The 22,299-nt window shown below is 70.6% G+C and carries 28 protein-coding genes; 20 read left to right on the top strand and 8 right to left on the bottom strand.

What is annotated here, in order from left to right:
• The first annotated feature begins 16 nt into the window (after nucleotides 1-16).
• From puhA to FV233_RS12985, 9 genes are all read left to right on the top strand, one after another.
• The gene (gene puhA / locus FV233_RS13025; protein ID WP_147854056.1) at nucleotides 17-796 is read left to right on the top strand and encodes a photosynthetic reaction center subunit H; all 780 of its coding nucleotides are present in this window, start codon (nucleotides 17-19) and stop codon (nucleotides 794-796) included.
• On the top strand, nucleotides 793-1,449 hold the full coding sequence (gene puhB, locus FV233_RS13020; RefSeq protein WP_147897713.1) for a photosynthetic complex putative assembly protein PuhB: 657 nt from the start codon (nucleotides 793-795) through the stop codon (nucleotides 1,447-1,449). Before puhA ends, puhB begins: the two co-directional genes overlap by 4 nt.
• 11 nt (nucleotides 1,450-1,460) lie before the next feature.
• The gene (puhC, locus tag FV233_RS13015; RefSeq protein ID WP_147854058.1) at nucleotides 1,461-1,937 is read left to right on the top strand and encodes a photosynthetic complex assembly protein PuhC; all 477 of its coding nucleotides are present in this window, start codon (nucleotides 1,461-1,463) and stop codon (nucleotides 1,935-1,937) included.
• On the top strand, nucleotides 1,937-2,233 hold the full coding sequence (locus FV233_RS13010; protein WP_147854059.1) for a hypothetical protein: 297 nt from the start codon (nucleotides 1,937-1,939) through the stop codon (nucleotides 2,231-2,233). Before puhC ends, FV233_RS13010 begins: the two co-directional genes overlap by 1 nt.
• Nucleotides 2,230-3,318: a magnesium-protoporphyrin IX monomethyl ester (oxidative) cyclase gene (acsF, locus tag FV233_RS13005; protein ID WP_147897712.1), complete on the top strand. Its 1,089-nt coding sequence runs from the start codon at nucleotides 2,230-2,232 to the stop codon at nucleotides 3,316-3,318. The genes FV233_RS13010 and acsF overlap by 4 nt, the downstream gene beginning before the upstream one ends.
• A gap of 1 nt (nucleotide 3,319) precedes the next feature.
• On the top strand, nucleotides 3,320-4,114 hold the full coding sequence (gene puhE, locus FV233_RS13000; RefSeq protein ID WP_147854061.1) for a putative photosynthetic complex assembly protein PuhE: 795 nt from the start codon (nucleotides 3,320-3,322) through the stop codon (nucleotides 4,112-4,114).
• Nucleotides 4,115-4,224: 110 nt separating this feature from the next.
• Entirely contained in the window at nucleotides 4,225-5,442 is a 1,218-nt protein-coding gene (gene hemA / locus FV233_RS12995; protein WP_147854062.1) for a 5-aminolevulinate synthase, read from the top strand.
• Nucleotides 5,443-5,618: 176 nt separating this feature from the next.
• A complete protein-coding gene (bchI, locus tag FV233_RS12990) occupies nucleotides 5,619-6,632 on the top strand; it encodes a magnesium chelatase ATPase subunit I (RefSeq protein ID WP_147897711.1) in 1,014 nt (337 codons plus the stop codon).
• A gap of 287 nt (nucleotides 6,633-6,919) precedes the next feature.
• Nucleotides 6,920-8,578: a magnesium chelatase subunit D gene (locus FV233_RS12985; RefSeq protein ID WP_147897718.1), complete on the top strand. Its 1,659-nt coding sequence runs from the start codon at nucleotides 6,920-6,922 to the stop codon at nucleotides 8,576-8,578.
• Nucleotides 8,579-8,617: 39 nt separating this feature from the next.
• Here the strand turns inward: FV233_RS12985 and FV233_RS30305 are convergent, their stop codons facing one another.
• A complete protein-coding gene (locus tag FV233_RS30305; RefSeq protein ID WP_187277752.1) occupies nucleotides 8,618-8,764 on the bottom strand; it encodes a hypothetical protein in 147 nt (48 codons plus the stop codon).
• 207 nt (nucleotides 8,765-8,971) lie between these two features.
• On the opposite strand from FV233_RS30305, the gene bchO reads away from it, so the two are divergent.
• The 3 genes from bchO to FV233_RS12970 all read left to right on the top strand — a co-directional run bounded on the left by bchO (nucleotide 8,972) and on the right by FV233_RS12970 (nucleotide 11,814).
• On the top strand, nucleotides 8,972-9,877 hold the full coding sequence (gene bchO, locus FV233_RS12980) for an alpha/beta fold hydrolase BchO (protein WP_147897710.1): 906 nt from the start codon (nucleotides 8,972-8,974) through the stop codon (nucleotides 9,875-9,877).
• An 89-nt stretch (nucleotides 9,878-9,966) separates the two neighbouring features.
• Entirely contained in the window at nucleotides 9,967-10,737 is a 771-nt protein-coding gene (locus FV233_RS12975; RefSeq protein ID WP_147897709.1) for a gamma-glutamyl-gamma-aminobutyrate hydrolase family protein, read from the top strand.
• Nucleotides 10,738-11,007: 270 nt separating this feature from the next.
• A complete protein-coding gene (locus FV233_RS12970; RefSeq protein ID WP_147897708.1) occupies nucleotides 11,008-11,814 on the top strand; it encodes an outer membrane beta-barrel protein in 807 nt (268 codons plus the stop codon).
• 116 nt (nucleotides 11,815-11,930) lie between these two features.
• On the opposite strand, the gene FV233_RS12965 is transcribed toward FV233_RS12970, so the two are convergent.
• The 3 genes from FV233_RS12965 to FV233_RS12955 are packed head-to-tail and all read right to left on the bottom strand — an operon-like array spanning nucleotide 11,931 to nucleotide 12,700.
• Entirely contained in the window at nucleotides 11,931-12,143 is a 213-nt protein-coding gene (locus tag FV233_RS12965) for a hypothetical protein (protein ID WP_147897707.1), read from the bottom strand.
• 40 nt (nucleotides 12,144-12,183) lie between these two features.
• A complete protein-coding gene (locus tag FV233_RS12960) occupies nucleotides 12,184-12,399 on the bottom strand; it encodes a hypothetical protein (protein WP_147897706.1) in 216 nt (71 codons plus the stop codon).
• 34 nt (nucleotides 12,400-12,433) lie between these two features.
• Nucleotides 12,434-12,700: a hypothetical protein gene (locus FV233_RS12955; RefSeq protein WP_147855234.1), complete on the bottom strand. Its 267-nt coding sequence runs from the start codon at nucleotides 12,698-12,700 to the stop codon at nucleotides 12,434-12,436.
• On the opposite strand from FV233_RS12955, the gene FV233_RS12950 reads away from it, so the two are divergent.
• Nucleotides 12,699-13,574: an SDR family oxidoreductase gene (locus FV233_RS12950; RefSeq protein ID WP_147855235.1), complete on the top strand. Its 876-nt coding sequence runs from the start codon at nucleotides 12,699-12,701 to the stop codon at nucleotides 13,572-13,574. The genes FV233_RS12955 and FV233_RS12950 overlap by 2 nt on opposite strands.
• 198 nt (nucleotides 13,575-13,772) lie before the next feature.
• Nucleotides 13,773-14,789 carry a tRNA dihydrouridine(20/20a) synthase DusA gene (dusA, locus tag FV233_RS12945; protein WP_147897705.1) on the top strand — a complete coding sequence of 339 codons (1,017 nt, stop codon included), beginning with the start codon at nucleotides 13,773-13,775 and terminating at the stop codon, nucleotides 14,787-14,789.
• A 13-nt stretch (nucleotides 14,790-14,802) separates the two neighbouring features.
• On the opposite strand, the gene FV233_RS12940 is transcribed toward dusA, so the two are convergent.
• Genes FV233_RS12940 through cobS form a run of 3 tightly spaced genes read right to left on the bottom strand, consistent with a single transcriptional unit; the run spans nucleotide 14,803 to nucleotide 16,581 of the window.
• Entirely contained in the window at nucleotides 14,803-15,495 is a 693-nt protein-coding gene (locus FV233_RS12940; RefSeq protein WP_147897704.1) for a TIGR02281 family clan AA aspartic protease, read from the bottom strand.
• Nucleotides 15,492-15,704, bottom strand: coding sequence for a DUF1289 domain-containing protein (locus FV233_RS12935; RefSeq protein ID WP_147855238.1), 213 nt, complete (start codon nucleotides 15,702-15,704; stop codon nucleotides 15,492-15,494). The genes FV233_RS12940 and FV233_RS12935 overlap by 4 nt, the downstream gene beginning before the upstream one ends.
• 52 nt (nucleotides 15,705-15,756) lie before the next feature.
• A complete protein-coding gene (cobS, locus tag FV233_RS12930) occupies nucleotides 15,757-16,581 on the bottom strand; it encodes an adenosylcobinamide-GDP ribazoletransferase (protein ID WP_147897703.1) in 825 nt (274 codons plus the stop codon).
• 132 nt (nucleotides 16,582-16,713) lie between these two features.
• Here cobS and cobT point away from each other — a divergent pair, with 132 nt between their 5' ends.
• From cobT to queC, 3 genes are all read left to right on the top strand, one after another.
• Nucleotides 16,714-17,766 (top strand): nicotinate-nucleotide--dimethylbenzimidazole phosphoribosyltransferase, encoded by a 1,053-nt coding sequence (cobT, locus tag FV233_RS12925; RefSeq protein WP_147855189.1) that lies wholly within the window; start codon nucleotides 16,714-16,716, stop codon nucleotides 17,764-17,766.
• A 233-nt stretch (nucleotides 17,767-17,999) separates the two neighbouring features.
• Complete coding sequence (queD, locus tag FV233_RS12920; RefSeq protein WP_147855190.1) at nucleotides 18,000-18,356, top strand: 6-carboxytetrahydropterin synthase QueD; 357 nt, start codon at nucleotides 18,000-18,002, stop codon at nucleotides 18,354-18,356.
• Entirely contained in the window at nucleotides 18,346-19,065 is a 720-nt protein-coding gene (queC, locus tag FV233_RS12915) for a 7-cyano-7-deazaguanine synthase QueC (protein WP_147855191.1), read from the top strand. The genes queD and queC overlap by 11 nt, the downstream gene beginning before the upstream one ends.
• Here queC and FV233_RS12910 read toward each other — a convergent pair.
• Entirely contained in the window at nucleotides 19,052-19,618 is a 567-nt protein-coding gene (locus tag FV233_RS12910; RefSeq protein ID WP_147855192.1) for a TetR/AcrR family transcriptional regulator, read from the bottom strand. The genes queC and FV233_RS12910 overlap by 14 nt on opposite strands.
• 128 nt (nucleotides 19,619-19,746) lie before the next feature.
• On the opposite strand from FV233_RS12910, the gene FV233_RS12905 reads away from it, so the two are divergent.
• From FV233_RS12905 to FV233_RS12895, 3 genes are read left to right on the top strand one after another with little or no spacing between them, the layout of a single operon-like run.
• On the top strand, nucleotides 19,747-20,718 hold the full coding sequence (locus FV233_RS12905) for a quinoprotein relay system zinc metallohydrolase 2 (RefSeq protein ID WP_147855193.1): 972 nt from the start codon (nucleotides 19,747-19,749) through the stop codon (nucleotides 20,716-20,718).
• A gap of 41 nt (nucleotides 20,719-20,759) precedes the next feature.
• Nucleotides 20,760-21,578, top strand: a complete 819-nt coding sequence (locus FV233_RS12900; protein ID WP_147855194.1) for a quinoprotein dehydrogenase-associated SoxYZ-like carrier — start codon at nucleotides 20,760-20,762, stop codon at nucleotides 21,576-21,578.
• Nucleotides 21,579-21,580: 2 nt separating this feature from the next.
• Nucleotides 21,581-22,177 (top strand): rhodanese-like domain-containing protein, encoded by a 597-nt coding sequence (locus FV233_RS12895; RefSeq protein ID WP_147855195.1) that lies wholly within the window; start codon nucleotides 21,581-21,583, stop codon nucleotides 22,175-22,177.
• Nucleotides 22,178-22,299: the final 122 nt, after the last annotated feature.

The following is a 22,299-nucleotide window of genomic DNA, read 5'->3' as shown; positions in this document are numbered from 1 at the left end:
CTCGGGGAGGACAACCATGCCAACCGGCGCCATTACGGGTTACGTCGACGTCGCCCAGGTCGTGCTCTACGCCTTCTTCATCTTCTTCGCCGGCCTTGTGTTCTGGCTGCGCCGGGAAGATCGCCGGGAGGGCTATCCGCTGGAGAACGAGATCGTCGGTCGCCGCAAGGCGCCGGATCCGGTCCTGATCCCGCGCTCCAAGGCGTTCCACCTGCCGGGCGGCGAGACCACCTACGCGCCGCAGGCGATGCAGGGCCGCGACGACATCGAGACCGGGATCCCGGCCCGCAAGGTCGAGCCCTGGCCCGGCGCGCCGTACGAGCGGACCGAAACGTCGCTCCAGGCCGGCGTCGGCCCCGGTTCCTGGGTCGTCCGCCACGACGTCCACGACAGGACCTGGGACGACGAGAAGCGGATTGTGCCCTTGCGGGTCGCCACCGCCTTCGTCGTCCACGAGGACGGCCCGAACCCGATCGGCATGACCGTGTTCGGCACCGATAACGGGGTGGCGGGCGTCGTCAGCGACGTCTGGATCGACCGCGGCGAATCGCTGATCCGCTACTACGAGGTCGAATTGCCCACGGGCGGACGCCGGCTGATGCCGTCCGCGTTCTGCCGGGCCGGCGGCTTCACCAAGACGGTGAAGTCCGAAGCCCTGCTCGCCGATCAGTTCGCCGACATCCCGGCGACCCGGGATCCCGACAGCATCACCTTCCTGGAGGAGGAGCGGATCATGGCCTATTTCGGCGCCGGCACGCTCTACGCCACCCCGGCCCGGGCGGAGCCCCTGCTATGAGCGGCGATTTCCTGCCCGAGGGCACCCTGCGCGGGTTGCCGGGCCCGCTTCCGGCGGGCGAGCGCATCCTGTGGCAGGGTGCGCCGACCACCGGGGGCGCGCTGATCCGGATCTATCACGCCCGCCTGGTCGCCGCCTGGTTCGCCGCCTGCGCCCTGGCCTTCGGGCTCAGCGCCGGTTCGCCCGCGGCGGCGCTCTCCACCGTGGGGCCGACGCTGGTGGTCGGAGCGGTCGGATTGGCCCTGCTCCGTCTGTTCGCATGGCTGACCCACCGCACCACGGTCTACACGATCACCAACCGCCGGGTGGTGCTGCAGGCCGGGATCGCCCTGCCGGTGACCCACAACGTGCCCTTCGCCCAGATCGAGGGTGCGGCGTTGCGTGCCTTCACGGACGGGAGCGGAGACTTGCCGCTCCAGTTGCGGCCGGGCCTCCGCATCGCCTACCTTCAACTGTGGCCGCATGCCCGGCCCTGGCGTCTCGGCCGGACTCAGCCCATGCTGCGATCCGTGCCCGATGCGGATGCGGTCGCGATGGTCCTGGCGCGGGCGATCGAGGCCCATGCCGAGGTGTCTCAGACGGTGCGGCCCATGATCGTCCCGCGTCCGCGGGCGGTCCAAGACAATCCCGGCCGCCTCGTTGCGGCCGAGTAGGGAGAGGCGCGATGGGCGAGCGGGCGGAGAGCGTCGGCCGATCAGCAGGACCGGCACCGGCCCTGCTGATGATCGGTGCGGGCGCGCTGATGGGCTTCTCCATGCTGGCCGTCCTGATCGGGCGCAGCGAGGGCATCGGCATGATCGCCCTGCCGCCGGCCAAGCCGGTCGAGCGGCTCGAATTCCGCGCTGAGGATCAGGTCGACGGCTCGATCGCCCTGCGCAACGCCGCCGACCGTCAGATCGTCGCCTGGATCCGGCCCGGCGAGGACGGCTTTCTGCGCGGGACGCTGCGGGGCTTGGCCCAGGCCCGCCAGCGCGACGGCCTCGGCCAGGAACAGCCGTTCAGCCTGACCCGCTACGACGACGGCCGCCTCTCGCTCGCCGACGACGCCACCGGCCGCCGGGTGCCTCTCGAGGCGTTCGGCCCGACTAATGCCGGCGCCTTCGCCCGGCTGCTCGCCGCCGCCAGCCCGGGGACACGCTGATGGGCCTGTTCGGGAGCCGCACCGTCACTGTGCCCTGCACGGTCGAGATCGAGCAGACGCCCGAGAGCCTGCACGCGCATGTGACCCTGGATTCCGGCTTCGAGATCGAGCCCGGCGACGAGGTCCAGGTCCACGACGCGCCGACCTCCGTACCCTATGGCGAGCGGCTCACCGTCCGCCGCACCGCCACCGTCACCCGGGCCGGTCCGCTGGAGCGGGCCTGGACCAAGCTCGTCGCCCATCTCGAACTGACCGAACTCTACGAGGTCAGTTTTTCCGAGAGGAGGAAGCTGTGAACGCTCCTGTCCCGCCGCTCTCCGGCCAGCCGGTCCCGAAAACGCCGGTCAACGAATCGACCAAGGCCGCCCAGGAGACGACCTTCCTGAGCCCGCGCTTCTACACCACCGATTTCGTCGAGCTCGACCGCACCGATGTCGAGCCCGTGCGCCGGGACTGGGATCTTCTCATCGCCGAGTTGCGCGACGACCCTAACAAGCGCCACTTCACCCGCAACGCCGACTTCGACTGCGACCTGTCGCAGATGGAGCCCGAGTTGCGGAAGGAGTTTCTGGACTTTCTGGTCTCGTCGATCACCGCCGAGTTCTCCGGCTGCGTGCTCTACGCCGAGATGAGAAAGCGCGCCAAGAACAAGGACATCAAGGAACTGTTCGGCTTCATGAGCCGCGATGAGGCCCGCCACGCCGGCTTCATCAACGACACGCTCAAGGATTTCGGCATCGGCGTGGACCTGGGCTTCCTCACAAAGTCGAAAAAATACACGTTCTTCCGGCCGAAGTTCATCTTCTACGCGACGTACCTGTCCGAGAAGATCGGATACGCCCGCTACATCACGATCTTCCGCGAGTTGGAGAAGCACCCGGAGCGGCGCATCCATCCGATCTTCAAGTGGTTCGAGCTGTGGTGCAACGACGAGTTCCGCCACGGCGAGGCGTTCGCGCTGTTGATGCGCGCCAACCCCAAGCTGACCAGCGGCATCAACCGCTACTGGATCCGGTTCTTCCTGCTGGCGGTTTTCGCCACGATGTACGTGCGTGACCATCACCGCCCAGCCTTCCACGCCGCGCTCGGGGTCGATCCGACCGACTACGATTACAGGGTTTTCCGCATCACCTCCGAGATCTCGCGGCAGACCTTCCCGCTGGAGCTCGACCTCGACAACCCGAAGTTCCACGCCGGCCTGGAGACGCTGCTCGCCTGCTCCCGGGCGATCGCGGAAGCCCGGGCCCAGGGCGGCGTCCTGGGTAAGCTGAAGCACGGAGTCCAAGTGCTGCGCGCGGCCGCCACCTTCGTCCAGCTCTACCTCCTGCCGGTCAAGGCGAACGCCCTGCCGGCCGATATCCGTCTCCAGCCGGTCTGGTAGAATGGGGACCTACGCCGCGCCGGTGGTCTACGCGCTTCTGCTCTGGTGGTTCTCCACCGGGCTGATCCTGCTGCTCGACCATGCGCCGCGGCGCACGCATCCCTGGAGCATGGCCGGCGCGACGCTGCTGCTTGCCGGCGCCCTGGTGGCGATCCGTACCAGCGCCCAGACCACCAGCGCTGCCGGGGCCTACACGGCCTTCACGGCGGCCCTGGTGGTCTGGGGCTGGCAGGAGATGAGCTATTACATGGGCTTCCTGTCGGGCCCGAAGCCGGTCGCTTGCGCGCCGGGCCTGCGCGGTCTCGACCGGTTCCTGGCGGCGCTCGCCACCAGCCTGTGGCACGAATTCGCCATCGTGATCGGCGGCCTGGTGATCCTGGCGCTGGTCTGGGGCGGGGCCAACACCATCGCGTTGTGGACCTACGGCGCCCTGGTGGTGATGAACCTGTCGGCGCGGCTCAACCTGTTCCTCGGGGTGCGCAACCTGCACGCCGAGTTCCTGCCGGATCACCTCGGCTACCTGGCCTGTTACCTCTCGCGCAAGCCGATGAACCTGCTGTTCCCGGTCTCGGTGAGCCTCGGGACCATCGCGGCGGGGTTGCTCGGGCGGGCGGCGCTCGGCCCGGACCTGCTGGCGCATGAGCTCGTCGGCTTCACCGTGCTGGCGACCCTGATGGCGCTGGCTACGCTCGAACACTGGTTCCTGATGCTGCCGCTGCCCTCGGCCGAATTGTGGCGGTGGAGCCTGCCGGCCCGCGGGCCCGACGGCGCGGCACGGCCGCGGGACAACGGGTAGACCCGGCCATCACAACGGGAGTTCGCGCGCGCACCACTTTGGAACTGGTCTCGTGCGAAATCCAACCTCACAGGCGGGGGCAACCCGCGAACCAATCGGGGAGAGGCGACATGGACTACGAGACCTTCTTCGGAGCCGAGATCGCCGGACTCCACCGCGAGGGACGCTACCGGGTCTTCACCGATCTCGAGCGCCACGCCGGCAACTTCCCGCACGCGACGCATCATCACTCGTCGGGCACGCGCCCGGTCACGGTCTGGTGCTCGAACGACTATCTCGGCATGGGCCAGCACCCCGCGGTCACCGGGGCGATGCACGAGGCGATCGACCGCTGCGGTGCCGGGGCCGGCGGCACCCGCAACATCTCCGGCACCAACCACTACCATGTGCTCCTGGAGCAGGAACTGGCCGACCTCCACGGTAAGGAGGCGGCCCTGCTGTTCACCTCCGGCTACGTGTCGAACTGGGCGGCGCTGGGGACCCTGGCGTCGCGGCTGCCGGGTTGCGCGGTCTTCTCGGATTCGGAGAACCACGCCTCGATGATCGAGGGCATCCGGTTCTCCCGGGCCGAGCGCCACATCTTCCGTCACAACGACCCGGAGGATCTGAACCGTAAGCTCGCCATGGTCGACCCGGCCCGTGCGAAGCTGGTCGCCTTCGAGTCGGTCTATTCCATGGACGGCGACATCGCCCCGATCGACGAGATCTGCGACGTCGCCGAAGCGCATGGGGCGCTCACCTATTTGGACGAGGTCCACGCAGTCGGCCTCTACGGCGCACGGGGCGGCGGCATCTCGGAGCGCGACGGCGTCGCCCACCGCCTCGACGTGATCGAAGGGACGCTCGGCAAGGCGTTCGCGGTCCATGGCGGCTACATCACCGCCTCGGAGAAGCTCTGCGACTTCGTGCGCAGCTTCGCCTCGGGCTTCATCTTCACGACCTCGCTGCCCCCCGCGGTGGCGGCGGGCGCGGCGGCCTCGATCCGCCACCTGAAGGCCAGCGGCACAGAGCGCGCCCGCCACCAGGAGCGCGTCGCCAAGGTTCGCCAGGCCCTGGAGGCCGCCGACATCCCGGTGATGCCCAACGACAGCCACATCGTGCCGGTGATGGTCTGCGATCCGGTGCTGTGCAAGGCGATCTCCGACACCCTGCTCGACGAGTTCGGCATCTACGTGCAGCCGATCAACTACCCGACGGTCGCCCGCGGCACCGAACGCCTGCGGATCACCCCGTCGCCGCTGCACACGGACGCGGATATTGCGAACCTGGTCGGGGCGCTGTCCACGATCTGGGCGCGGATCGGGCTCCGGCAGAAGGCGGCGGAGTAGGGGTTCCCTTCTCCCACCCGCTCCCTCATCCTGAGGGCCCGCGCCAGCGGGCGTCGACGGAGCCCTCAAGCCGGCAACCCGATCTCCCCGGAGGCCTCGTTCGAGGCCTCCGCTGCGCTTCGGCACCTCAGGATGAGGGGGTGGATCGGATCCCACCAGCAGCATCGAGTCACCGCGTGCCAACCTTCCCCTTCTCGGCCATCGTCGCGCAGGACGAGATGCGCCAGGCGCTGCTGATCGCCGCCGTGGATCCCTCCATCGGCGGCGTGCTGGTGTTCGGCGACCGCGGCACGGGCAAGTCCACGGCGATCCGGGCGCTGGCCGCCCTGCTGCCGCCGATGCGGGCGGTGGTCGGCTGTCCGTACAGGTGCGATCCCGACAGCCCGGCCGAATCCTGCCCGCACTGCGCGGCCACGCCGGGCCCGCGCAAGAGTCACAAGACGGCGGTGCCGGTGGTGGACCTGCCGCTGGGTGCCACCGAGGACCGGGTGGTCGGCACCCTCGACCTGGAGCGGGCGCTCGGCGCCGGCGTGAAGGCATTCGAGCCGGGGCTGCTGGCCCGGGCCAATCGCGGCTTTCTCTACATCGACGAGGTGAACCTGCTGGAGGACCACTTGGTGGATCTCCTGCTCGACGTGGCGGCCTCCGGGATCAACACCGTGGAGCGCGAGGGCCTCAGCCTGCGCCACCCCGCCAAGTTCGTCCTGGTCGGTTCCGGCAACCCGGAGGAGGGGGAGCTGCGCCCGCAGCTCCTCGACCGGTTCGGGCTGGCCTGCGAGGTCGCGACCCCGCGGGACATCGCCACCCGGATTGCGGTGGTGCGCGCGCGCGACGCCTACGAGCGCGACCCCGAGGGGTTCTGCGCCGCCCGCGAGCGGGACGAGGCCGCGATCCGGAAGAAGATCCTGCTGGCCCGGGAGCGCCTTCCGGGCCTGACGGTGCCGGATTCGGCGCTGGAGCGCGCCGCGCAGCTCTGCCTGGCGCTCGGCACCGACGGCCTGCGCGGCGAACTCACCTTGATGCGCACAGCCCGGGCCTTGGCGGCCCTCGACGGCGCCGGGTCGGTCACGGACGACCACATCCGCCGGGTCGCCCCGGCCGCCCTGCGCCACCGCCTGCGCCGCAACCCGCTGGACGAATCCGGCTCGACCGCCCGGGTCGAGCGGGCGCTGGCGGAGGTATTTTCGTGACGGGGCCGGCGCCTCTCACCTCTGGAAGGCATCCGGCTCGCACGTCTGAAGATGAAGCGGGGGTCCCCTCTCCCGTGCGGGAGAGGGACAGGGTGAGGGATGCGACTGCTCCGGAAAAACCTGGTCCCTCACCCCAACCCTCTCCCGCACGGGAGAGGGGGTCCGTTGCGGCCAGCCGAGGCCAATCGATCAATCCCGCCGCTTTCGCGGGCGAACGTGGCGAGCTGAGCAGCGGCGACGTTTCACAGGGAAAGCGTGCGACCGGAAATACCGAAGCGCCAAAAAAAATCTGGCCCGATGCCCTGCTCGCCGCCCGCCTCCTCGCCACCGACCCGCACGGCTTCGGCGGCGCGGTTGTGCGTTCCTGGCCGGGACCGGTGCGTGACCGCTGGCTCGACGCTCTGCGGGCCGCGCTCCCCCCCGGCACGCCCTGGCGGCGGCTGCCGCCGGGCATCGGCGACGACGGCCTGCTCGGCGGCCTCGACCTCGCCGCGACGCTCGCGGCCGGCCGGCCGGTGGCGCGGGCCGGCCTGCTCGCTGAGGCCGATGGCGGGCTGATCGTCGTGCCCATGGCCGAGCGACTGCCCCCCGGCGTCGCGGCGCGCCTCGCGACCGCCCTCGACACCGGCACCGCGTCAGAGCGCCCGGCGCGCTTCGGCCTCGTGCTGCTCGACGAGGGCGATGGCGACGAGACCGTGGCGGAGGCCCTCGCCGACCGCCTCGCCTTCCGGATCAACCTGAGCGGCGTCGGGCTCGCGGATTGCGACGCCGCTCAGGTCGATCCGGAGGCCGATCCCGGCGACCCGGAAGCCGACCCGCTCGGCGTGCTGTGCCGGCTGGCGGAGGCGTTCGGCGTCGCCTCCCTGCGCGGGCCGATCCTGGCGGCCCGGGTGGCGCGCGCCCTTGTGGCCGGGAATCCGGTCGGCATGGCCGAGGTCACGGCGGCGGCTCGCCTGGTCCTGGCGCCGCGCGCCACGCGGCTGCCCATGCCGGAGGACGCGCCTTCCGAGGACGCCGAGGCACCCCCTCCGCCTCCGCCCGCGGAAGACCAGGCCGCCGCGGAGGACGCAGCGGATCCCGCCCCGGCCGAGGCGGCCGACGACCGCGTGCTCGAGGCGGTGCGCACGGCGATCCCGGCGAACCTCCTGGATCAGTTGCTGGCGGGGGGCGTGCGGCTCTCGGCTGCGAAGGCCGGGCGGGTCGGCCAGCCGGCGGCGTCCCGCACCGGGCGGCCGATCGGCAGCCGACGGGGCGATCCACGGCGCGGGCGCCTCGACCTGCTGGCGACCCTGCGGGCGGCGGCCCCGTGGCAGACGCTGCGGCGGGCGGAGGGAGAAACCCGCCCGATCGTGGTCCGGCGGGATGACCTGCGGATCCGGATCCTGCGGCAGCGGACCGAGACCACGACGGTGTTCTGCGTCGACGCCTCGGGCTCGGCGGCCCTGGAACGGCTGGCCGAGGCCAAGGGCGCGGTCGAGCTGCTGCTGGCCGAGGCCTATGTCCGGCGCGACCGGGTCGCCCTGGTGGCGTTCCGCGGCAGCGGTGCGGAGCTGGTGCTGCCGCCGACCCGCTCGCTCACCCGGGCGAAGCGCGGTCTCTCGGGCCTGCCGGGCGGTGGCGGAACGCCGCTGGCCGCCGGGATCGATGCCGCACTCGACGTGGCGCTCGGCGTGCGCCGGAGCGGCAGCCGGCCGGTGATCGTGCTGCTGACCGACGGGCGTGCCAACGTCGCGCGCTCGGGGGAGGGCGGCCGCGCCCGGGCCGGGGCCGAAGCCCTGCAGGCGGGCCGGGCGCTCCGGGCCGCCGGCTTGCCGGCCCTGGTGATCGATACCGGGGCCCGAGGCGAAGGCGCCCGCGCGGTCGCCGAAGCGATGGACGCCCGCTATCTCGTGCTGCCCCGGGCCGATGCCGGCCTGCTCAGCGCGGCGGTGCGGGCCGCGCTCTGAGCGGGATATCGGGCCGGAAAGAGCCGGCCGTGTCGACGATCAGAGGTGGTAGCCGGCCCCGAGATCGGCGACGCGCTGGTTGTGGGACATCCAGGCGTTCAGCATCTCGCGGAACAGGCCGCGGAAGCTCCAGCGGCCGTCGGTCGAGCCGGCGAAGTGATGGGTCGAGGAGGTGAAGACGATCATGGCCGGTTCCAACGGTGAGAGATGCGCGGTGCCTGTGTTCGCCCCTTTGATGCCCCCGATGTTGCGTCGCAGCAATCCGGGCTCCGGCAGCGGTGGCATGCAGTTTCCGCATGCTTTCTCAATATCTTACGAAATACTTCCGACACGGCACGATAGCGCAGGCGCGGGCGGTACGCTTGCGCTTGGTGCGCTGCGGGATTCCGGCCGGTGCTGAGCCCGCGCGACGCGGATCGGCCCGATTGGGCGGTCGAGGGCCGGGATTGGCCGCACCGGGACGCGAGCCGCTTCGTCGAGGCGGCGGGCCTGCGCTGGCATGTGCAAGAGTTCGGGCAGCCCGAGGCGCCGGTGCTGCTGCTTCTGCACGGAACCGGGGCGGCCACCCATTCCTGGCGCGGCCTTGCGTCGCTCCTGGCCCAAAATTTCTACGTCATCGCCCCGGACCTTCCGGGCCACGGCTTTACCGATCCCCTACCGGACGCCGACTTGTCGCTGCCGGGCATGGCCCGGGCCGTAGCGGGGCTCGTGGGAGCGCTCGGACGCCCGCCCATCGTGGCGGCGGGTCACTCGGCCGGGGCGGCCGTGTTGGCGCGGATGTGCCTGGATGGATCGATCGCACCGCGCCTACTCGCGGCGTTCAACGGTGCCCTCGCACCCTTGCCCGGGGCGGCGAGCCTGCTGTTCCCAGGCATGGCACGGCTGCTGTTCCTCAACCCGTTCACGCCAAAAATCTTTGCCTGGACGGCGGACCGGTCGGCGGCCAAGAAGCTGATCGAGGGGACCGGCTCACGGCTCGATCCGCAGGGCGTCGATCTGTACAGGCGCCTGTTCGCCCGGGCCGGGCACGTCCGCGGGGCGCTGGGCATGATGGCGAACTGGGATCTCGCCGGGCTGCACCGGGCGCTGCCGGACCTCACGACCCGAACCCTGCTGATCGTCGGCGGCGACGACCGGGCGATCCGGCCCGACACCGCCTTCTCGGTCCGCGACCGCCTGCCCGACGCCCGCGTCGCGCTGATCCGCGGGCTCGGCCATCTCGCGCACGAGGAGGCCCCCGAGCGAGTCGCCGAGATACTGTGCGAGGAGGCCCGGGCCACGGGTGTTCTCGGGCTCTGACGGGACTGGCGTCGGGTTTGCGTGGGTCGTAATGCCAACCGCAAGGTGCGGGGCCTGCGGCGAAGCCGGGACAAGGAGTGGCCGGGACGATGGCGAGACCCGTGATCGGCGTCATCGGAAACGCGCGCCTGCTCGACAACCGGTTCACGGCCCAGATCGTCGGCCAGAACAACCTCCGGGCGGTGGCCGACGTGGCCGGGGCCCTGCCGCTGATGTTCGCCGGCTGCCCCGGAATCACCGATCTCGGCGACCTCCTCGACACGGTGGACGGCATCCTGCTCACCGGCGGCCGCGCCAACGTCCATCCGACCCGGTTCAGCACCGCCGCGGACCCGGCCCACGAGCCCTACGACGAGGCCCGCGACGCCACGGCGCTGCCACTGATCGAGGCCTGCGTGGCGCGGGGCGTACCGTTGTTCGGCATCTGCCGCGGGTTTCAGGAGATGAACGTCGCCTTCGGCGGCAGCCTGCACCCGGAGATCCGCAATCTGCCCGGTCGCCTCAACCACCGGATGCCACGGCTCGAGAACGGCGAGATCCACCCGGACCTCGAAGTGGTGTTCGCCGACCGCCACGCGGTCCGCCTGACCCCGGGCGGCGCCTTCGCGCGGCTGCTCGGGTGCGAGACGATCCGGGTGAACTCCCTGCACGGCCAGGGCATCCTGAAGCCGGGCGCCCGCATCGTGATCGAGGGCATCGCCGAGGACGACACCATCGAGGCGATCCGCATCCACGACGCGCCGGGCTTCGCCCTGGGCGTACAGTGGCACCCGGAGCACGACGCCGCGACGAACCCGATCAACCGGGCATTGTTCGCAGCGTTCGGAGCCGCGGCGGCGCAGAAGCGGGCCTCACGATGAGCGGGGTTAAACAGACCCTGTGACGGGCCTCAAGCGGCACCGCCGATCGGTCCGGCACCCTTCGATATCGCGCTTTCGCGAACCGATTTATTGCATAAAATAAATTCGTCTCACCCGACGATGATTATATTTTGATTTATTTAAAATAAAGATAGCGTTAGATCGTTTTTTATTCGCGTAATACGTTAGTCTCTAAGTGTTGTAGGCGTGTAACAGCTCCGAACCCCAAGCTTTGATATCAAAATTCGATAATTTTTGCTTGGACGACTCATGTTCTACAAGACTTTTGCCCCCGTGTCCGCGCTCGTTGCTTTGACCACGGTCGCCTCGGCCGCGGATCTTCCCCGCCGTGCATATACGCCCCCGCCGCCGGCCCTGCCGGCCTTCACCTGGGCGGGCCCGTATTTCGGCATCAACGCCGGCTACATCACCAGCACCAAGGATGCCGTGACGACCGTGGGCGTGCTCCCGTTCAACAACGGGGTCGTGACCGGCGATCGTCCGGGCACGCGCTCGCTGCCGCGGGACGGCTTCGTTGGCGGCGGTCAGCTCGGCTACAATGTCCAGCTGACACCCGGCTCCGGCTTCGTCGTCGGCGCCGAGGCCGACCTCGCCTACACGGACCAGAACCGCACCCGGAGCAGCACCGGGCGGCTCGGCGGGATCAGCACCTTCCGGCAGATGGGCAACGCGCTCGGGACCCTGCGCGGACGTGTCGGCTACGCCTTCGACCGCACCCTCGTCTACGGCACCGGCGGCTTCGCCTACGCGGGCGAGACCTACCGCGGCGTGTTCCAGACGGCGTCCGGCCGTCCGAGCTTCTACGGCAGCAGCTCGCGCGTCGAGACCGGCTACGCCGTCGGCGGCGGCATCGAGTTCGCCCTACCCACCGATTCCGCGTTCAACATCTTCCACACCAACGCCGTGACCCTCAGAGGCGAGGCGCTGTACTACGATCTCGGCCGCCGCACCGTCCCGCTCGTGGCGGTGGGGCCAGGCGTCGGCGCCTACGCCGCGCGCTTCCGGAACGAGGGCGTGCTCGGCCGCTTCGGCCTGAACTACAAGTTCGGCAGCTAGAGCATCATCCCGGAAGCCGGCCGCCGGCTTCCGGGATGATGCGAATCAAAAAGCCCGCGCATCCCCAAGGCGGAGACGCCGGCCCGACGAGCCCGAACCGCGTTCGCATCCGCGCCTCACGGCCGCTTCGGCACCGGCCGTCGGCAATAGGCGCGCGCCTCCGCGTCCGAGAGGCCGTCCTGGGCCGTCACGCATTGGTCGAGGGTCAGGCCGATGCTGGCCGCGTAGGTCTGGTTCGGCGACAGGGCCTCGCGGGCGAGGCCCGCCAGGTAGACCAGGAACGCGGCCACCGCGAGGAGGGTCGCGGCCACGAGGGCGCGGTTCAGCATCGGTCCCGCCCCCTTTCACGCTGGAGGCCCCCGCGGCCCGTCACGGGAAACCAACCAGCAGCTGCGCCATCGCGAGCAGCACGAGGCCCGCGCAGATCAGAACGACGGCGGTGCGATCGAGACCGGGCCGGCGCATCGCGAGCGGGCCTAACGCATCGTGCCGGGGACCGGAGCCGGCACGATGCGCTGGCCTTCTGATGCGCATCGCCTCTTTGCCGAACGCCTGTGGCCGCCTTTCAGGACGATGCGCCGGCATCCGCTGCGGATCGGGGCGGCGCCCGGTGCGGGGCTCACTGGAGCACGCCCCACAGGCCAGCAGCCAAGCCGAGGGTGAGCGACAGCATCGCGGCACCGAGCAGGGCGCGATCGATCCTGCGTGCGACGCGATCCTCCGATTCCAACACGATCATGGCGCCCTCTCCCTCGCGCCGGAGAGTGGGGACCGCCTGTTGCTGCTCGATGTCGCCGCGTCTCTGCTCCATCGGCGCGTCGGCGCGGCACAGGAACACCCCGGTCGAGCCATCGTTGGACCCGTATCCCAACGCGAGACCCCGCATGACCACAGATCCGCTGCACAAGTATCCCCGTCCGCCGTTCGAGGCACAGCCGCAGAGCTTTCCGGGCAAGACCGGCCGCATGGCGCCCGAGCCCGATCACGGCGAGGACAGCTACAAGGGCTCCGGCAAGCTCACCGGCCAAGTCGCGCTGATCACCGGCGGCGACAGCGGCATCGGCCGTGCGGTGGCGATCGCCTATGCCCGCGAGGGGGCCGACGTCGCCATCTCGTACCTGCCCGAGGAGCAGGCGGATGCCGAGGCGGTGAGCGGCTGGATCGAGAAGGCTGGCCGGCGCGCCCTGCTGCTGCCGGGCGATCTCAAGGATCCCGCCTACGGCCGCGCGATCGTAGCCCGCACCGCCGAGACCTTCGGACGCCTCGACGTGCTGGTGAACAACGGCGCGTTCCAGCAGCCGAACGAGGGCCTGGACGCCATCGAGGACACCATCTTCGAGGACCATTTCCGCACGAACGTGTTCGGCCCGTTCTACGTGACCAAGGCGGCGCTGGCGCACCTGAAGCCCGGCGCGTCGGTGATCTTCACCTCCTCGGTGAATTCCAAGCATCCGATGCCGTCGCTCATGGCCTACAGCGCCACCAAGGGCGCGCTGAGCAACATGGTGCTGAGCCTGTCCCAACTCCTGGCCGAGAAGGGCATCCGGGTGAACGGCGTGCTGCCGGGCCCGATCTGGACGCCGTTCATCCCGTCCGGAATGAGCCAGGATTCGGTGAAATCCTTCGGCAGCCAAGTGCCGTTCGGCCGCCCGGGCCAGCCGGCCGAGCTCGCCTCCGCGTACGTGATGCTGGCCTCCGAGGAGAGCAGCTACACGTCGGGCGCGCTCATCACCGTCGCCGGAGCGATGCCGGTGTTCTAAGCCGGATCGTTCCTGCTCTCTGTATCCGGGGACACCGCCAGGCGCCCCACCCGGGCGGTGTCCCATACCCGAGCGCTTTTCGAGGCTCGCCCGCCCGTGGTATCAGCGGGGCCTTCTCCTCGATCCACCGGAAGACACCGACCGCGTCCCGAGGCGCGGTGCGCCGGCAGGATACGGGTCAACACGGATCTCGCACACGTGACGGCGGCTGAGACTTGCGGCGCACTTCCGGGATGGCGGTTCTCCGTCGCCCCCATGATGGACTGGACGGATCGGCATTGCCGGGCCTTCCACCGCACCCTGTCGGCGCGGGCGCGGCTCTACACCGAGATGGTCACCACGGGCGCGGTGCTGCACGGCCCGCGCGATCGGCTGCTCGGGTTCTCGAAGCAGGAGCATCCGGTCGCGGTCCAGCTGGGCGGGTCGGATCCGGCCGAACTGGCGCAGGCGGCGCGGATCGCGGCCGATTTCGGCTACGCCGAGATCAACCTCAATGTCGGCTGCCCGTCCGGCCGGGTGCAGGACGGCCGCTTCGGCGCCTGCCTGATGCGCGAGCCGACCCTGGTCGGCGACTGCGTGGCGGCCCTGAAGGCGGCGGTGTTGGTTCCCGTGACGGTCAAGTGCCGGATCGGCGTCGACGACCAGGATCCCGAGGCGGCCCTGGATGCACTCGCCGACGCGGTCGTGGCCGCAGGGGTGGACGGGCTGATCGTCCACGCTCGCAAGGCCTGGCTCAAGGGCCTGTCGCCCAAGGAGAACCGCGACGTGCCGCCCCTCGATTACGGCCGCGCCGCCCGGCTGAAGCAGCGGCTCGGCGCCCTGCCGGTGGCGGTCAACGGCGGCCTGCACGACCTGGATACAGTGCGCGCGCGCCTCGCCGAGGTGGACGGCGCGATGGTCGGCCGCGCCGCCTATACCGAGCCGGCGCTGCTGCTCGGCGTCGATCCGGAGCTGTTCGGCGTGGACGCACCGGTCCCCGACGCCTTCGCGGCCGTGGCGGCGTTCGAGCCCTACCTGGCCGAAATCCTGGCCCGGGGCGAGCGCCTGCATGCCGTGACTCGCCACATGCTCGGCCTGTTCAACGGAAGGCCCGGCGCCCGGGCTTTCCGGCGCCACCTCTCGACCCACGGGATGCGGCCCGACGCCGGACTCCAGACCCTGCGGGACGCGGTGGCCATGGTCTCGCGTGAAGCGCCGGAGGCGCAGGCGGCCTGAGGCGTGCGCCGCCTCAGGGCGGGCTCAGGATCAGCCGGTCGCCTCGGACCTCGTAGGCCGACAGGCGCGTCAGGAAGGTCTGGCCCAGCAGGTTGCCGGCCAGCGAGCCCGGCCGCGCCACCATGGCGTTCACCCGGCGCTCGGTGATGGTGCCGATGCGCAGCGAATCCAGCTGGATCGGCGCCGCATACGCGATGCCGTTGGCCGTGGACACCCGGGCGGTGAAGTCGGCCGCCGCCGGGGTGAGGCCCAGTGCGGCCGCGTTCTCGGCGGTCAGCACCACGCTGCTCGCGCCGGTGTCGAACAGGAACGGCTGCATGCGGCCGTTGACCTCGGCGTCGACCCGGAAGTCGCCGTCCGCCCGCCGGGTGATCGTGACGCCGCCGCCGGGGTTGGAGACGGCCGAGCCCGGCCGGAGTTCGCCGAGCACCCGGGCACCGACGCCCTGGATCCGGTCGCGGTAGCTGTAGCCGATGACCAGGGCGAGCCCGATCAGCGCCCAGGCCAGCAGCGCCCGAAGGCTAGGGCCGAGCGAGGTCGTGATCTGCCGCCAGTAGCCGGCGACCACCAGGATCAGGATGCCCCCGGTCGAGGCGAGCCCGGCAAGGTGGTCGGGCTCGATCACGCCGCCGATGCTGTCGCTGCCGTCGCTGAGGACCAGCACGCCCATGACCAGCGCGATCGCGGCGAGCCCGAGATAGATCATGACGGCAGCGGCTCCTCGACGGGGGTGAAACCGGCCGCACGCAGCCGCGCACCGAGCCCGGCCATGATGGCGCGCCGCCGCGTCTCCGGCATCCCGCCCCATGTGGCGATCTCGTCGCGGGTGCGCCCGCAACCGCGGCACAGTCCGCTGCCGGCGTCGAGCACGCAGACCTTGGTGCAGGGGGACGAGGGTTTGGGCGCGGGCTGCATCGCCGATCCTTGGCCGAGGGATCGTGGCTCGATCAAGGCCTTGAATGCCGCATCAATCCGCCAGCGACGCCACCAGGGCCAGCAGCGCGGCGATCTCGGCCAGCTGCTGGCAGGCGCCGATCACGTCGCCGGTCTGACCGCCGATCTTGTTCCGGGCGAGCCGGGTGAGAGCGAGCGCCCCGAGGCCGGCGAACAGGATCATCAGCGCGACGCCGGCCACCGGCAGGCCGAGGAGAACGCTCCCCAGCGCGATGGCGAGGCCGCTACCGAGGGCGACCCAAAGGCTCGCCCGGTCCGGGCGGCCGACCGCGGCGGAGAGGCCGCCCGGCCGGGCCGGCGGCAGCAGCACCATCGGGGCGAGGGCGGCGAGACGCGACAGGGCCGCGACCAGGATCAGCGCGGTCGCGGCCGCGTAGCCGGTGCGGTCGAGGAGCGTCGCCAGCGCGCCGATGCGCAGCGCCAGCGCCAGGACCAGGGCCGCCCCGCCATAGGCGCCAATCCGGCTGTCGCGCATGATCTCCAGGCGCCGTTCGAGCGTGGCGCCGCCCCCGAAGCCGTCGACGACGTCGGCCAGGCCATCCTCGTGGAGCGCCCCGGTGGCCAGCACCATGACGGCCACCGCCAGGGTCGCGGCCAGGAACGGCCCCAGCCCGATCCACCAACCCACCGTCAGCGTCAGGGCGGCGGGAAGAGCGAGGATCAGGCCGGCGAGGGGCAGCATCCGGGGCAGGGCGGTGAAATCCGGGACCCGGTGCGGATCGGGCTCGCCGGGCAGTTGCGGCACGGGCAGGCGGGAGTAGAACCGCAGGCACCCGGCGAGGTCGTAGAGGGCGCCGCGCCCGGGCCAGTCGGCCTCCCCGCCGGTCTGCCTGTCCATCGCGGTCTCTCCCCCACCGCCCCCGGCGGGGCGAGCCGATCGCGAACGGTCGGGCGGCACAGGATCACTATAGGCGCCCCGATACGCCGCCGTCTCCCCGTTCGCGGGCGCCCACAGGAAATCATCGCCGCCATGACCGACCCCGTTAAGTCCGACGCCGCAAAGACAGATCCGGGCCCGTTCGACGACATCCGCAACCTGCTCAAGGCGATGCCGGGCCCCGACCGGGACGCGCAGGAGGCAGTCGCCGCCCGGGACGCGACCCTGACCAAGCCGGCGGGCTCGCTCGGGCGGATGGAGAGCCTCGTGTCCTGGCTGGCAGCCTGGCAGGGCAAGGCACCGCCGAGCCTCGACCGGCCGCTGGTCTGCGTCTTCGCCGGCAGCCACGGGGTGACGCGCAAGGGCGTCTCGGCCTTCCCGGATGCGGTCAACCGCCAGATGCTCGACAACTTTGCGGCCGGCGGGGCGGCGATCAACCAGATCTGCGCGGCCTACGGGCTCGGCTTCAAGGTGTTCGACCTTGCCCTCGACATGCCGACCGGCGACATCACCGAAGGCCCGGCCCTCGACGAGCGCGCCACCGTGGCGACCATGGCGTTCGGCATGGAGGCGGTGGCCGCCGGCACCGATTGCCTCGGCATCGGCGAGATGGGCATCGGCAACACCACGGTGGCGGCCGCCCTCTACGCCGCCCTGTTCGGTGGCGAGCCCGCCCACTGGGTCGGGCGCGGCACCGGCGTCGATCAGGACGGCCTGGCCCGGAAGGTTGCAGCCGTGGAGGCGGCGCTCGCCCACCATGCCGGCCATCTCGGCGACCCGCTCCAGGTGCTGGCCCGGCTCGGCGGCCGCGAGATCGCCGCCATGGCCGGCGCGATCCTGGCCGCCCGACTGCAGCGCATCCCGGTGGTGATCGATGGCTACGTCGCCACCGCGGCAGCGGCTTTGCTCCACGCCGTGGACCCGACCGCACTCGACCATTGCCTGGCCGGCCACGTCTCGGCCGAGGGCGTCCACGCGGAGGTGCTGGAACGGCTTGGCCTGGTACCACTGCTCGCACTGGGGATGCGGCTCGGCGAGGGCTCCGGGAGCGCCATGGCAATCGGTCTGCTCAAAGGCGCGCTCGCCTGCCACACCGGCATGGCGACCTTCGCGCAGGCTGGGGTTTCCGGGAAGAGCGGTGGGTAGGCGCGCGAACCACGATTCGATGCTATATCGGGCGGACCCGATAACGGATCCGTCGATCCCGCGTTCCTCCCACCAGATCACCTCATCCTGAGGTGGCGCAGCGAAGCGGAGCCCTCGAAGGAGAGCCCCAGGACTCGCGGCGATCCCTGGAGGGCTCCTTCGAGGCCCGTCGATCTCCGATCGCCGGGCACCTCAGGATGTGGGGCGCGGGCGGGATCGCTACGAAAAAAACGATGAACATCACCCAAGCCTTCACCTTCGAGGCGGCCCACCGGCTACCGAACGTGCCCGCGACGCATCGCTGCCACCGGATGCATGGGCATTCCTACCGCGTCGAGCTGACCGTCTCCGGGCCGGTGGATCCGCATACGGGTTGGGTGATCGACTTCTACGATATCGAGAGCATCTTCGGGCCGCTGCTGGCGCGGCTCGACCACCATTGCCTCAACGAGATCGAGGGGCTGGAAAACCCGACCGCCGAGAACATCGCGGCCTGGATCTGGCAGCGGCTGCGGCCGGACCTGCCGGGGCTCGCCCGGGTGCGGGTCGCGGAGACGCCGATGTCCTGGGCGGAGTACGATGGCGACTGACGCTGCGATCATCGGCGACCGATCGGCGCTGGTCCTGTTCTCCGGCGGCCAGGATTCGGCCACGTGCCTCGCCTGGGCGCTCGACCGGTACGACCTTGTCGAGACATTGGGCTTCGATTACGGCCAGCGACACCGGGTCGAGCTCGACCGCCGGGCCGTCCTGCGCGCCGGCATGGGCCGCGTCCAGCCGGCCTGGACCTCCCGCCTCGGGGACGACCACACGGTCGCGCTCGATGCTTTGGGAAAAATCTCCGAGACGGCGCTGACCCGGGATGCCGAGATCGGGTTCGAGGCGTCGGGCCTGCCCAACACCTTCGTGCCCGGCCGCAACCTCGTGTTCCTGACCTTCGCGGCGGCGCTCGCCTATCGGCGCGGCATCCGGCACGTGATCGGCGGCATGTGCGAGACCGATTATTCCGGCTATCCCGATTGCCGGGACGACACGATCAAGGCGCTGCAGGTGGCGCTCAACCTCGGCATGGAGCGCCGGTTCGTGCTGCACACGCCGCTGATGTGGCTCGACAAGGCGCAGACCTGGGGGCTGGCCGAAGCTCTGGGCGGGCGCCCGCTGGTCGAGCTGATCGTGGAGGACAGCCACACCTGCTACCTCGGCGAGCGCGGGGCGCGGCACGCCTGGGGCTACGGCTGCGGCACCTGCCCGGCCTGCCGGCTGCGGGCGGACGGGTTCGCGCGGTTCATCGCGGCCTGAGGCCGTCCACCAGCACGGCCAGAGTCCCCGAAAAGGCCGCCGGGCTCGCGAACAGCCGCTCCATCAGCAGTGCCCCCTCCAGCGTGGCGATGACGTAGCGGGCGAGCACAGCCGGTTCCTGGCCCGGCTGGACGCTGCCGTCGGCCTGCCCCTCACGCAGGATCGTTTCCAGCCAGGCGAGATGCGTTTCGAAGAACGCCGCGATGTCGGCGCGCAGGCGCTCGGGCAAGGCCTCGCCCTCGATGGCCAAAGCCGCGCACAGGCAGCCGAGCCCCTGCTCGACGCCGCCGAGATAGAGTCGGCCATAGGCCACGATCCGGCCGGGACCGTCCGGCACATCGGCGCAGATCGTCGTGAGCGCGGCGTCGTAGCGGGCCGCGTAAGCCGCCACCAGGGCGGCGCCGAGATCGACCTTGGTGGGGAAATGGTGGTGGATGCTCGCCTTGCGGATGCCCACCGCCTCGGCGAGATCGGCGTAGCTGAAGCCGGCATAGCCGCGCCCCCGGACCAGAATCTCGGCTTGGTTCAGCAGCTCGGTCCGTGTGTCTCGCATCGGTCAGACATCGTTTCTGCGGCTCGCGTGAACGTGTGACCGTCCGGGGCCCGCCCCCCAACATGCCACTTGACCACCGAAAGATCTACCTACTTAATGGTAGGCAACAAGACCAGGGAGGTTCCGGCATGACGGCGTCCGCCGTCCATCCAGGCGAATCCGCCGGTGCGGGCTGCACCCTGTCGCGACGTCACGCCCTGTTCGCCGGCCTCTGCCTATGCTGCCTGCCGAGTCTCGGGCGCGCCGCCGAGGGCTTCGCGATGGAAGAGGTCGGCCCCGGCATCTTCATGCGCCAGGGCCTCACGGCGGACGCTTCGCCGGACAACGCCGACGCGATCGCCAATATCGGTTTCCTCGTCGGCCGCGATGGCGTGCTCGTGACCGAGACCGGCGGCAGCCTGGTGGACGGCCAGTGGCTGCGGGCCGAGATCGCCAAGCGCACGCCCAAGCCGATCACCCACGTGGTGCTGACCCATGTCCATCCGGACCACGTGTTCGGGGCGGGTGCCTTCGTGCAGGACAAACCAGTGTTCATCGGCCACGCCAAGCTCGCCGAAGCGCTGGGCGCACGGGGCGAATTCTACCGTCAGCGCCTGATCGAGATGCTCGGCGAGGCGCGCACCGGGCCGGTGGTCTACCCGACCCTCAGCGTGGCCGACACGGCGGAGATCAACCTCGGCGACCGGCGCCTGACCTTCACGGCGCACGGGCCGGCCCATACCAGCTGCGACCTGTCGATGCGCGATTCCGCCAGCGGCCTGCTGTTCCCCGCCGACTTGCTGTTCGTGAACCGGATCCCGTCGCTGGACGGCAGCCTGCGGGGCTGGCTCAAGGAAATCGAGCGGCTGAAGGCCATGGGGGCGACCCGGGCGGTGCCGGGCCATGGGCCGGTCTCGGTCGATCTCGCCCCGGCACTCGACGACTTGAGCGGCTACCTGACCGCCCTGCGCGACGGCACCCGGGCGGCGATCGCCAAGGATGTTTCGATCGAGAAGGCGGTGGCCAGCGTCGCCCGGGACCAGCGGGACAAGTGGGCCCTGTTCGACACCTATCACGGCCGCAACGTCACCGTGGCCTATCAGGAACTCGAGTGGGAATAGTCGCTCGAACCTCCATATTGAGACCAACCGGGAGAAACGCCATGACGCTCAAGACCGCCCACGCGGCAGCGCTCGCCCTCATCCTTGCAACCACCGCCCTGTCGGGGCCCGTCCGGGCCGCCGGCGCCTCGGACACCGAGCAGGAGCGGACCGCGCGCTGGCAGGAGATCGCCAAGTCGATCTTCGGCGACCGCGCCATCGAGACCACAGACAGCCTGGTGAAGATCGATGCGCCGGCGCGCGCGCTCGACGCCGCCCTGGTCCCCATCACCCTGACCATGCCGCAGGACGGGCAGATCAAGGCCGTGTCGCTGATCATCGACGACAACCCGGCGCCCTACGCGGCCCGGTTCGAGTTCGGGCCGGCCGCCGACCCGGCGGAGTTGAAGCTCCGGGTGCGGGTCAACAACTATACCGACATGCACGCCGTGGTGGAGACCCAGGACGGCAAGCTCTACGAGGCCAAGCAGTTCGTGAAGGCGTCCGGCGGCTGCTCGGCCCCGATGGGCATGAGCGACGAGGAGGCCATGAAGGGCATGGGCGACATGCGGATGAAGTTCGCCGAGACGAAGGCCGGCAAGCCCGTGGAGGCGACGCTGATGATCCGCCACCCGAACTTCTCCGGCATGCAAATGAACCAGGTCACCCGCGACTACACGCCGGCCCGCTACATCGACAAGCTCACCGTCTCGGCCGGCGACCGCAAGGTCTTCACGATGACGGGCGACATCTCGATCGCCTCGAACCCGGTGATCAACTTCGCGTTCAAGCCTGACGGCAAGCCGCTCCAGGTCGCGGCGAGCGACAATGCCGGCGGTAGCTGGCAGCACAGCTTCACCCCGCCGAGCCCGACGAACTGACCATGCGGCGCGCATCCCTGATCGGTCGGCTGGCGGCGGCGTTCGCCGCCGTCGGCTGCCTCGCCGCCGCACCGGCCGATTCCCCCGTCAACGTGCCCGAGCCGGAGGGGCTCTATGCCGGCCCGCCCAAGGGCTACACCCCACAGACCCTGAAGGGCGCCGCGGTGGTCGATGCCGACGCGCTCGCCGCCCTCATGGCGGGGCCGGACAAGCCGGTGCTGATCGACGTCGCCGCCCCGGACCGCAAGCCGTCGAACTTCCCCGAAGGCCGCCTCTGGCTGCCGGTGCATCCCTCGATCCCCGGCTCGGTCTGGATGCCGCTGGCCGGGGCCGAGCCGATCGCCCCCGAGCGGGAGGCCCTGTTCTACGCCCGGGTCGCGGAGCTGACCGGCGGCGACACGGCTAAACCCGTCGTGGTGTTCTGCCATGTGGAGTGCTGGGGTAGCTGGAACGCGGCCAAGCGTCTGGTCCGCAAGGGCTATACCGGCGTGCGCTGGTTCCCCGAGGGCGTCGAGGGTTGGCAGGAGACGCACGAGACCGCGACCCTGCGCGAGGACCCGGCCTGGAAGGCTGCGGCCGAACCCCAGGCGGGGCGCTGACCCGCGGGGCGGGGCGGTGTATGAGGAGTCGCATGAAGCGGAACGCGTCCCTCCTCTCGTGTGGTCTAGCGGAGCAGACGTGTCTCCCTCCCCCCTCTGCGGGGGAGGGTGGCCCCCGAAGG

This window comes from Methylobacterium sp. WL7, from assembly GCF_008040085.1.
GTDB classification, from domain to species: domain Bacteria; phylum Pseudomonadota; class Alphaproteobacteria; order Rhizobiales; family Beijerinckiaceae; genus Methylobacterium; species Methylobacterium mesophilicum.
The sequence above is the reverse complement of the archived record's forward strand: the minus strand, read 5'-3'. Positions and strand labels throughout refer to the sequence as shown.

Bases quoted from the DNA above. Each gene is read 5' to 3' on its own strand.
- puhB (WP_147897713.1), top strand. From the start codon at position 793: ATGAGCGGCGATTTCCTGCCCGAGGGCACCCTGCGCGGGTTGCCGGGC.
- FV233_RS12895 (WP_147855195.1), top strand. From the start codon at position 21,581: ATGCGGCGCGCATCCCTGATCGGTCGGCTGGCGGCGGCGTTCGCCGCC.
- queD (WP_147855190.1), top strand. From the start codon at position 18,000: ATGAACATCACCCAAGCCTTCACCTTCGAGGCGGCCCACCGGCTACCG.
- hemA (WP_147854062.1), top strand. From the start codon at position 4,225: ATGGACTACGAGACCTTCTTCGGAGCCGAGATCGCCGGACTCCACCGC.
- FV233_RS12950 (WP_147855235.1), top strand. From the start codon at position 12,699: ATGACCACAGATCCGCTGCACAAGTATCCCCGTCCGCCGTTCGAGGCA.
- FV233_RS12910 (WP_147855192.1), bottom strand. From the start codon at position 19,618: ATGCGAGACACACGGACCGAGCTGCTGAACCAAGCCGAGATTCTGGTC.
- puhC (WP_147854058.1), top strand. From the start codon at position 1,461: ATGGGCGAGCGGGCGGAGAGCGTCGGCCGATCAGCAGGACCGGCACCG.
- FV233_RS12900 (WP_147855194.1), top strand. From the start codon at position 20,760: ATGACGCTCAAGACCGCCCACGCGGCAGCGCTCGCCCTCATCCTTGCA.
- FV233_RS12940 (WP_147897704.1), bottom strand. From the start codon at position 15,495: ATGATCTATCTCGGGCTCGCCGCGATCGCGCTGGTCATGGGCGTGCTG.
- FV233_RS12935 (WP_147855238.1), bottom strand. From the start codon at position 15,704: ATGCAGCCCGCGCCCAAACCCTCGTCCCCCTGCACCAAGGTCTGCGTG.
- FV233_RS13010 (WP_147854059.1), top strand. From the start codon at position 1,937: ATGGGCCTGTTCGGGAGCCGCACCGTCACTGTGCCCTGCACGGTCGAG.
- FV233_RS12965 (WP_147897707.1), bottom strand. From the start codon at position 12,143: ATGCTGAACCGCGCCCTCGTGGCCGCGACCCTCCTCGCGGTGGCCGCG.
- cobT (WP_147855189.1), top strand. From the start codon at position 16,714: ATGACCGACCCCGTTAAGTCCGACGCCGCAAAGACAGATCCGGGCCCG.
- FV233_RS30305 (WP_187277752.1), bottom strand. From the start codon at position 8,764: ATGATCGTCTTCACCTCCTCGACCCATCACTTCGCCGGCTCGACCGAC.
- FV233_RS12975 (WP_147897709.1), top strand. From the start codon at position 9,967: ATGGCGAGACCCGTGATCGGCGTCATCGGAAACGCGCGCCTGCTCGAC.
- FV233_RS12970 (WP_147897708.1), top strand. From the start codon at position 11,008: ATGTTCTACAAGACTTTTGCCCCCGTGTCCGCGCTCGTTGCTTTGACC.
- puhA (WP_147854056.1), top strand. From the start codon at position 17: ATGCCAACCGGCGCCATTACGGGTTACGTCGACGTCGCCCAGGTCGTG.
- puhE (WP_147854061.1), top strand. From the start codon at position 3,320: ATGGGGACCTACGCCGCGCCGGTGGTCTACGCGCTTCTGCTCTGGTGG.
- queC (WP_147855191.1), top strand. From the start codon at position 18,346: ATGGCGACTGACGCTGCGATCATCGGCGACCGATCGGCGCTGGTCCTG.
- FV233_RS12960 (WP_147897706.1), bottom strand. From the start codon at position 12,399: ATGCCGGCGCATCGTCCTGAAAGGCGGCCACAGGCGTTCGGCAAAGAG.
- FV233_RS12905 (WP_147855193.1), top strand. From the start codon at position 19,747: ATGACGGCGTCCGCCGTCCATCCAGGCGAATCCGCCGGTGCGGGCTGC.
- FV233_RS12955 (WP_147855234.1), bottom strand. From the start codon at position 12,700: ATGCGGGGTCTCGCGTTGGGATACGGGTCCAACGATGGCTCGACCGGG.
- cobS (WP_147897703.1), bottom strand. From the start codon at position 16,581: ATGGACAGGCAGACCGGCGGGGAGGCCGACTGGCCCGGGCGCGGCGCC.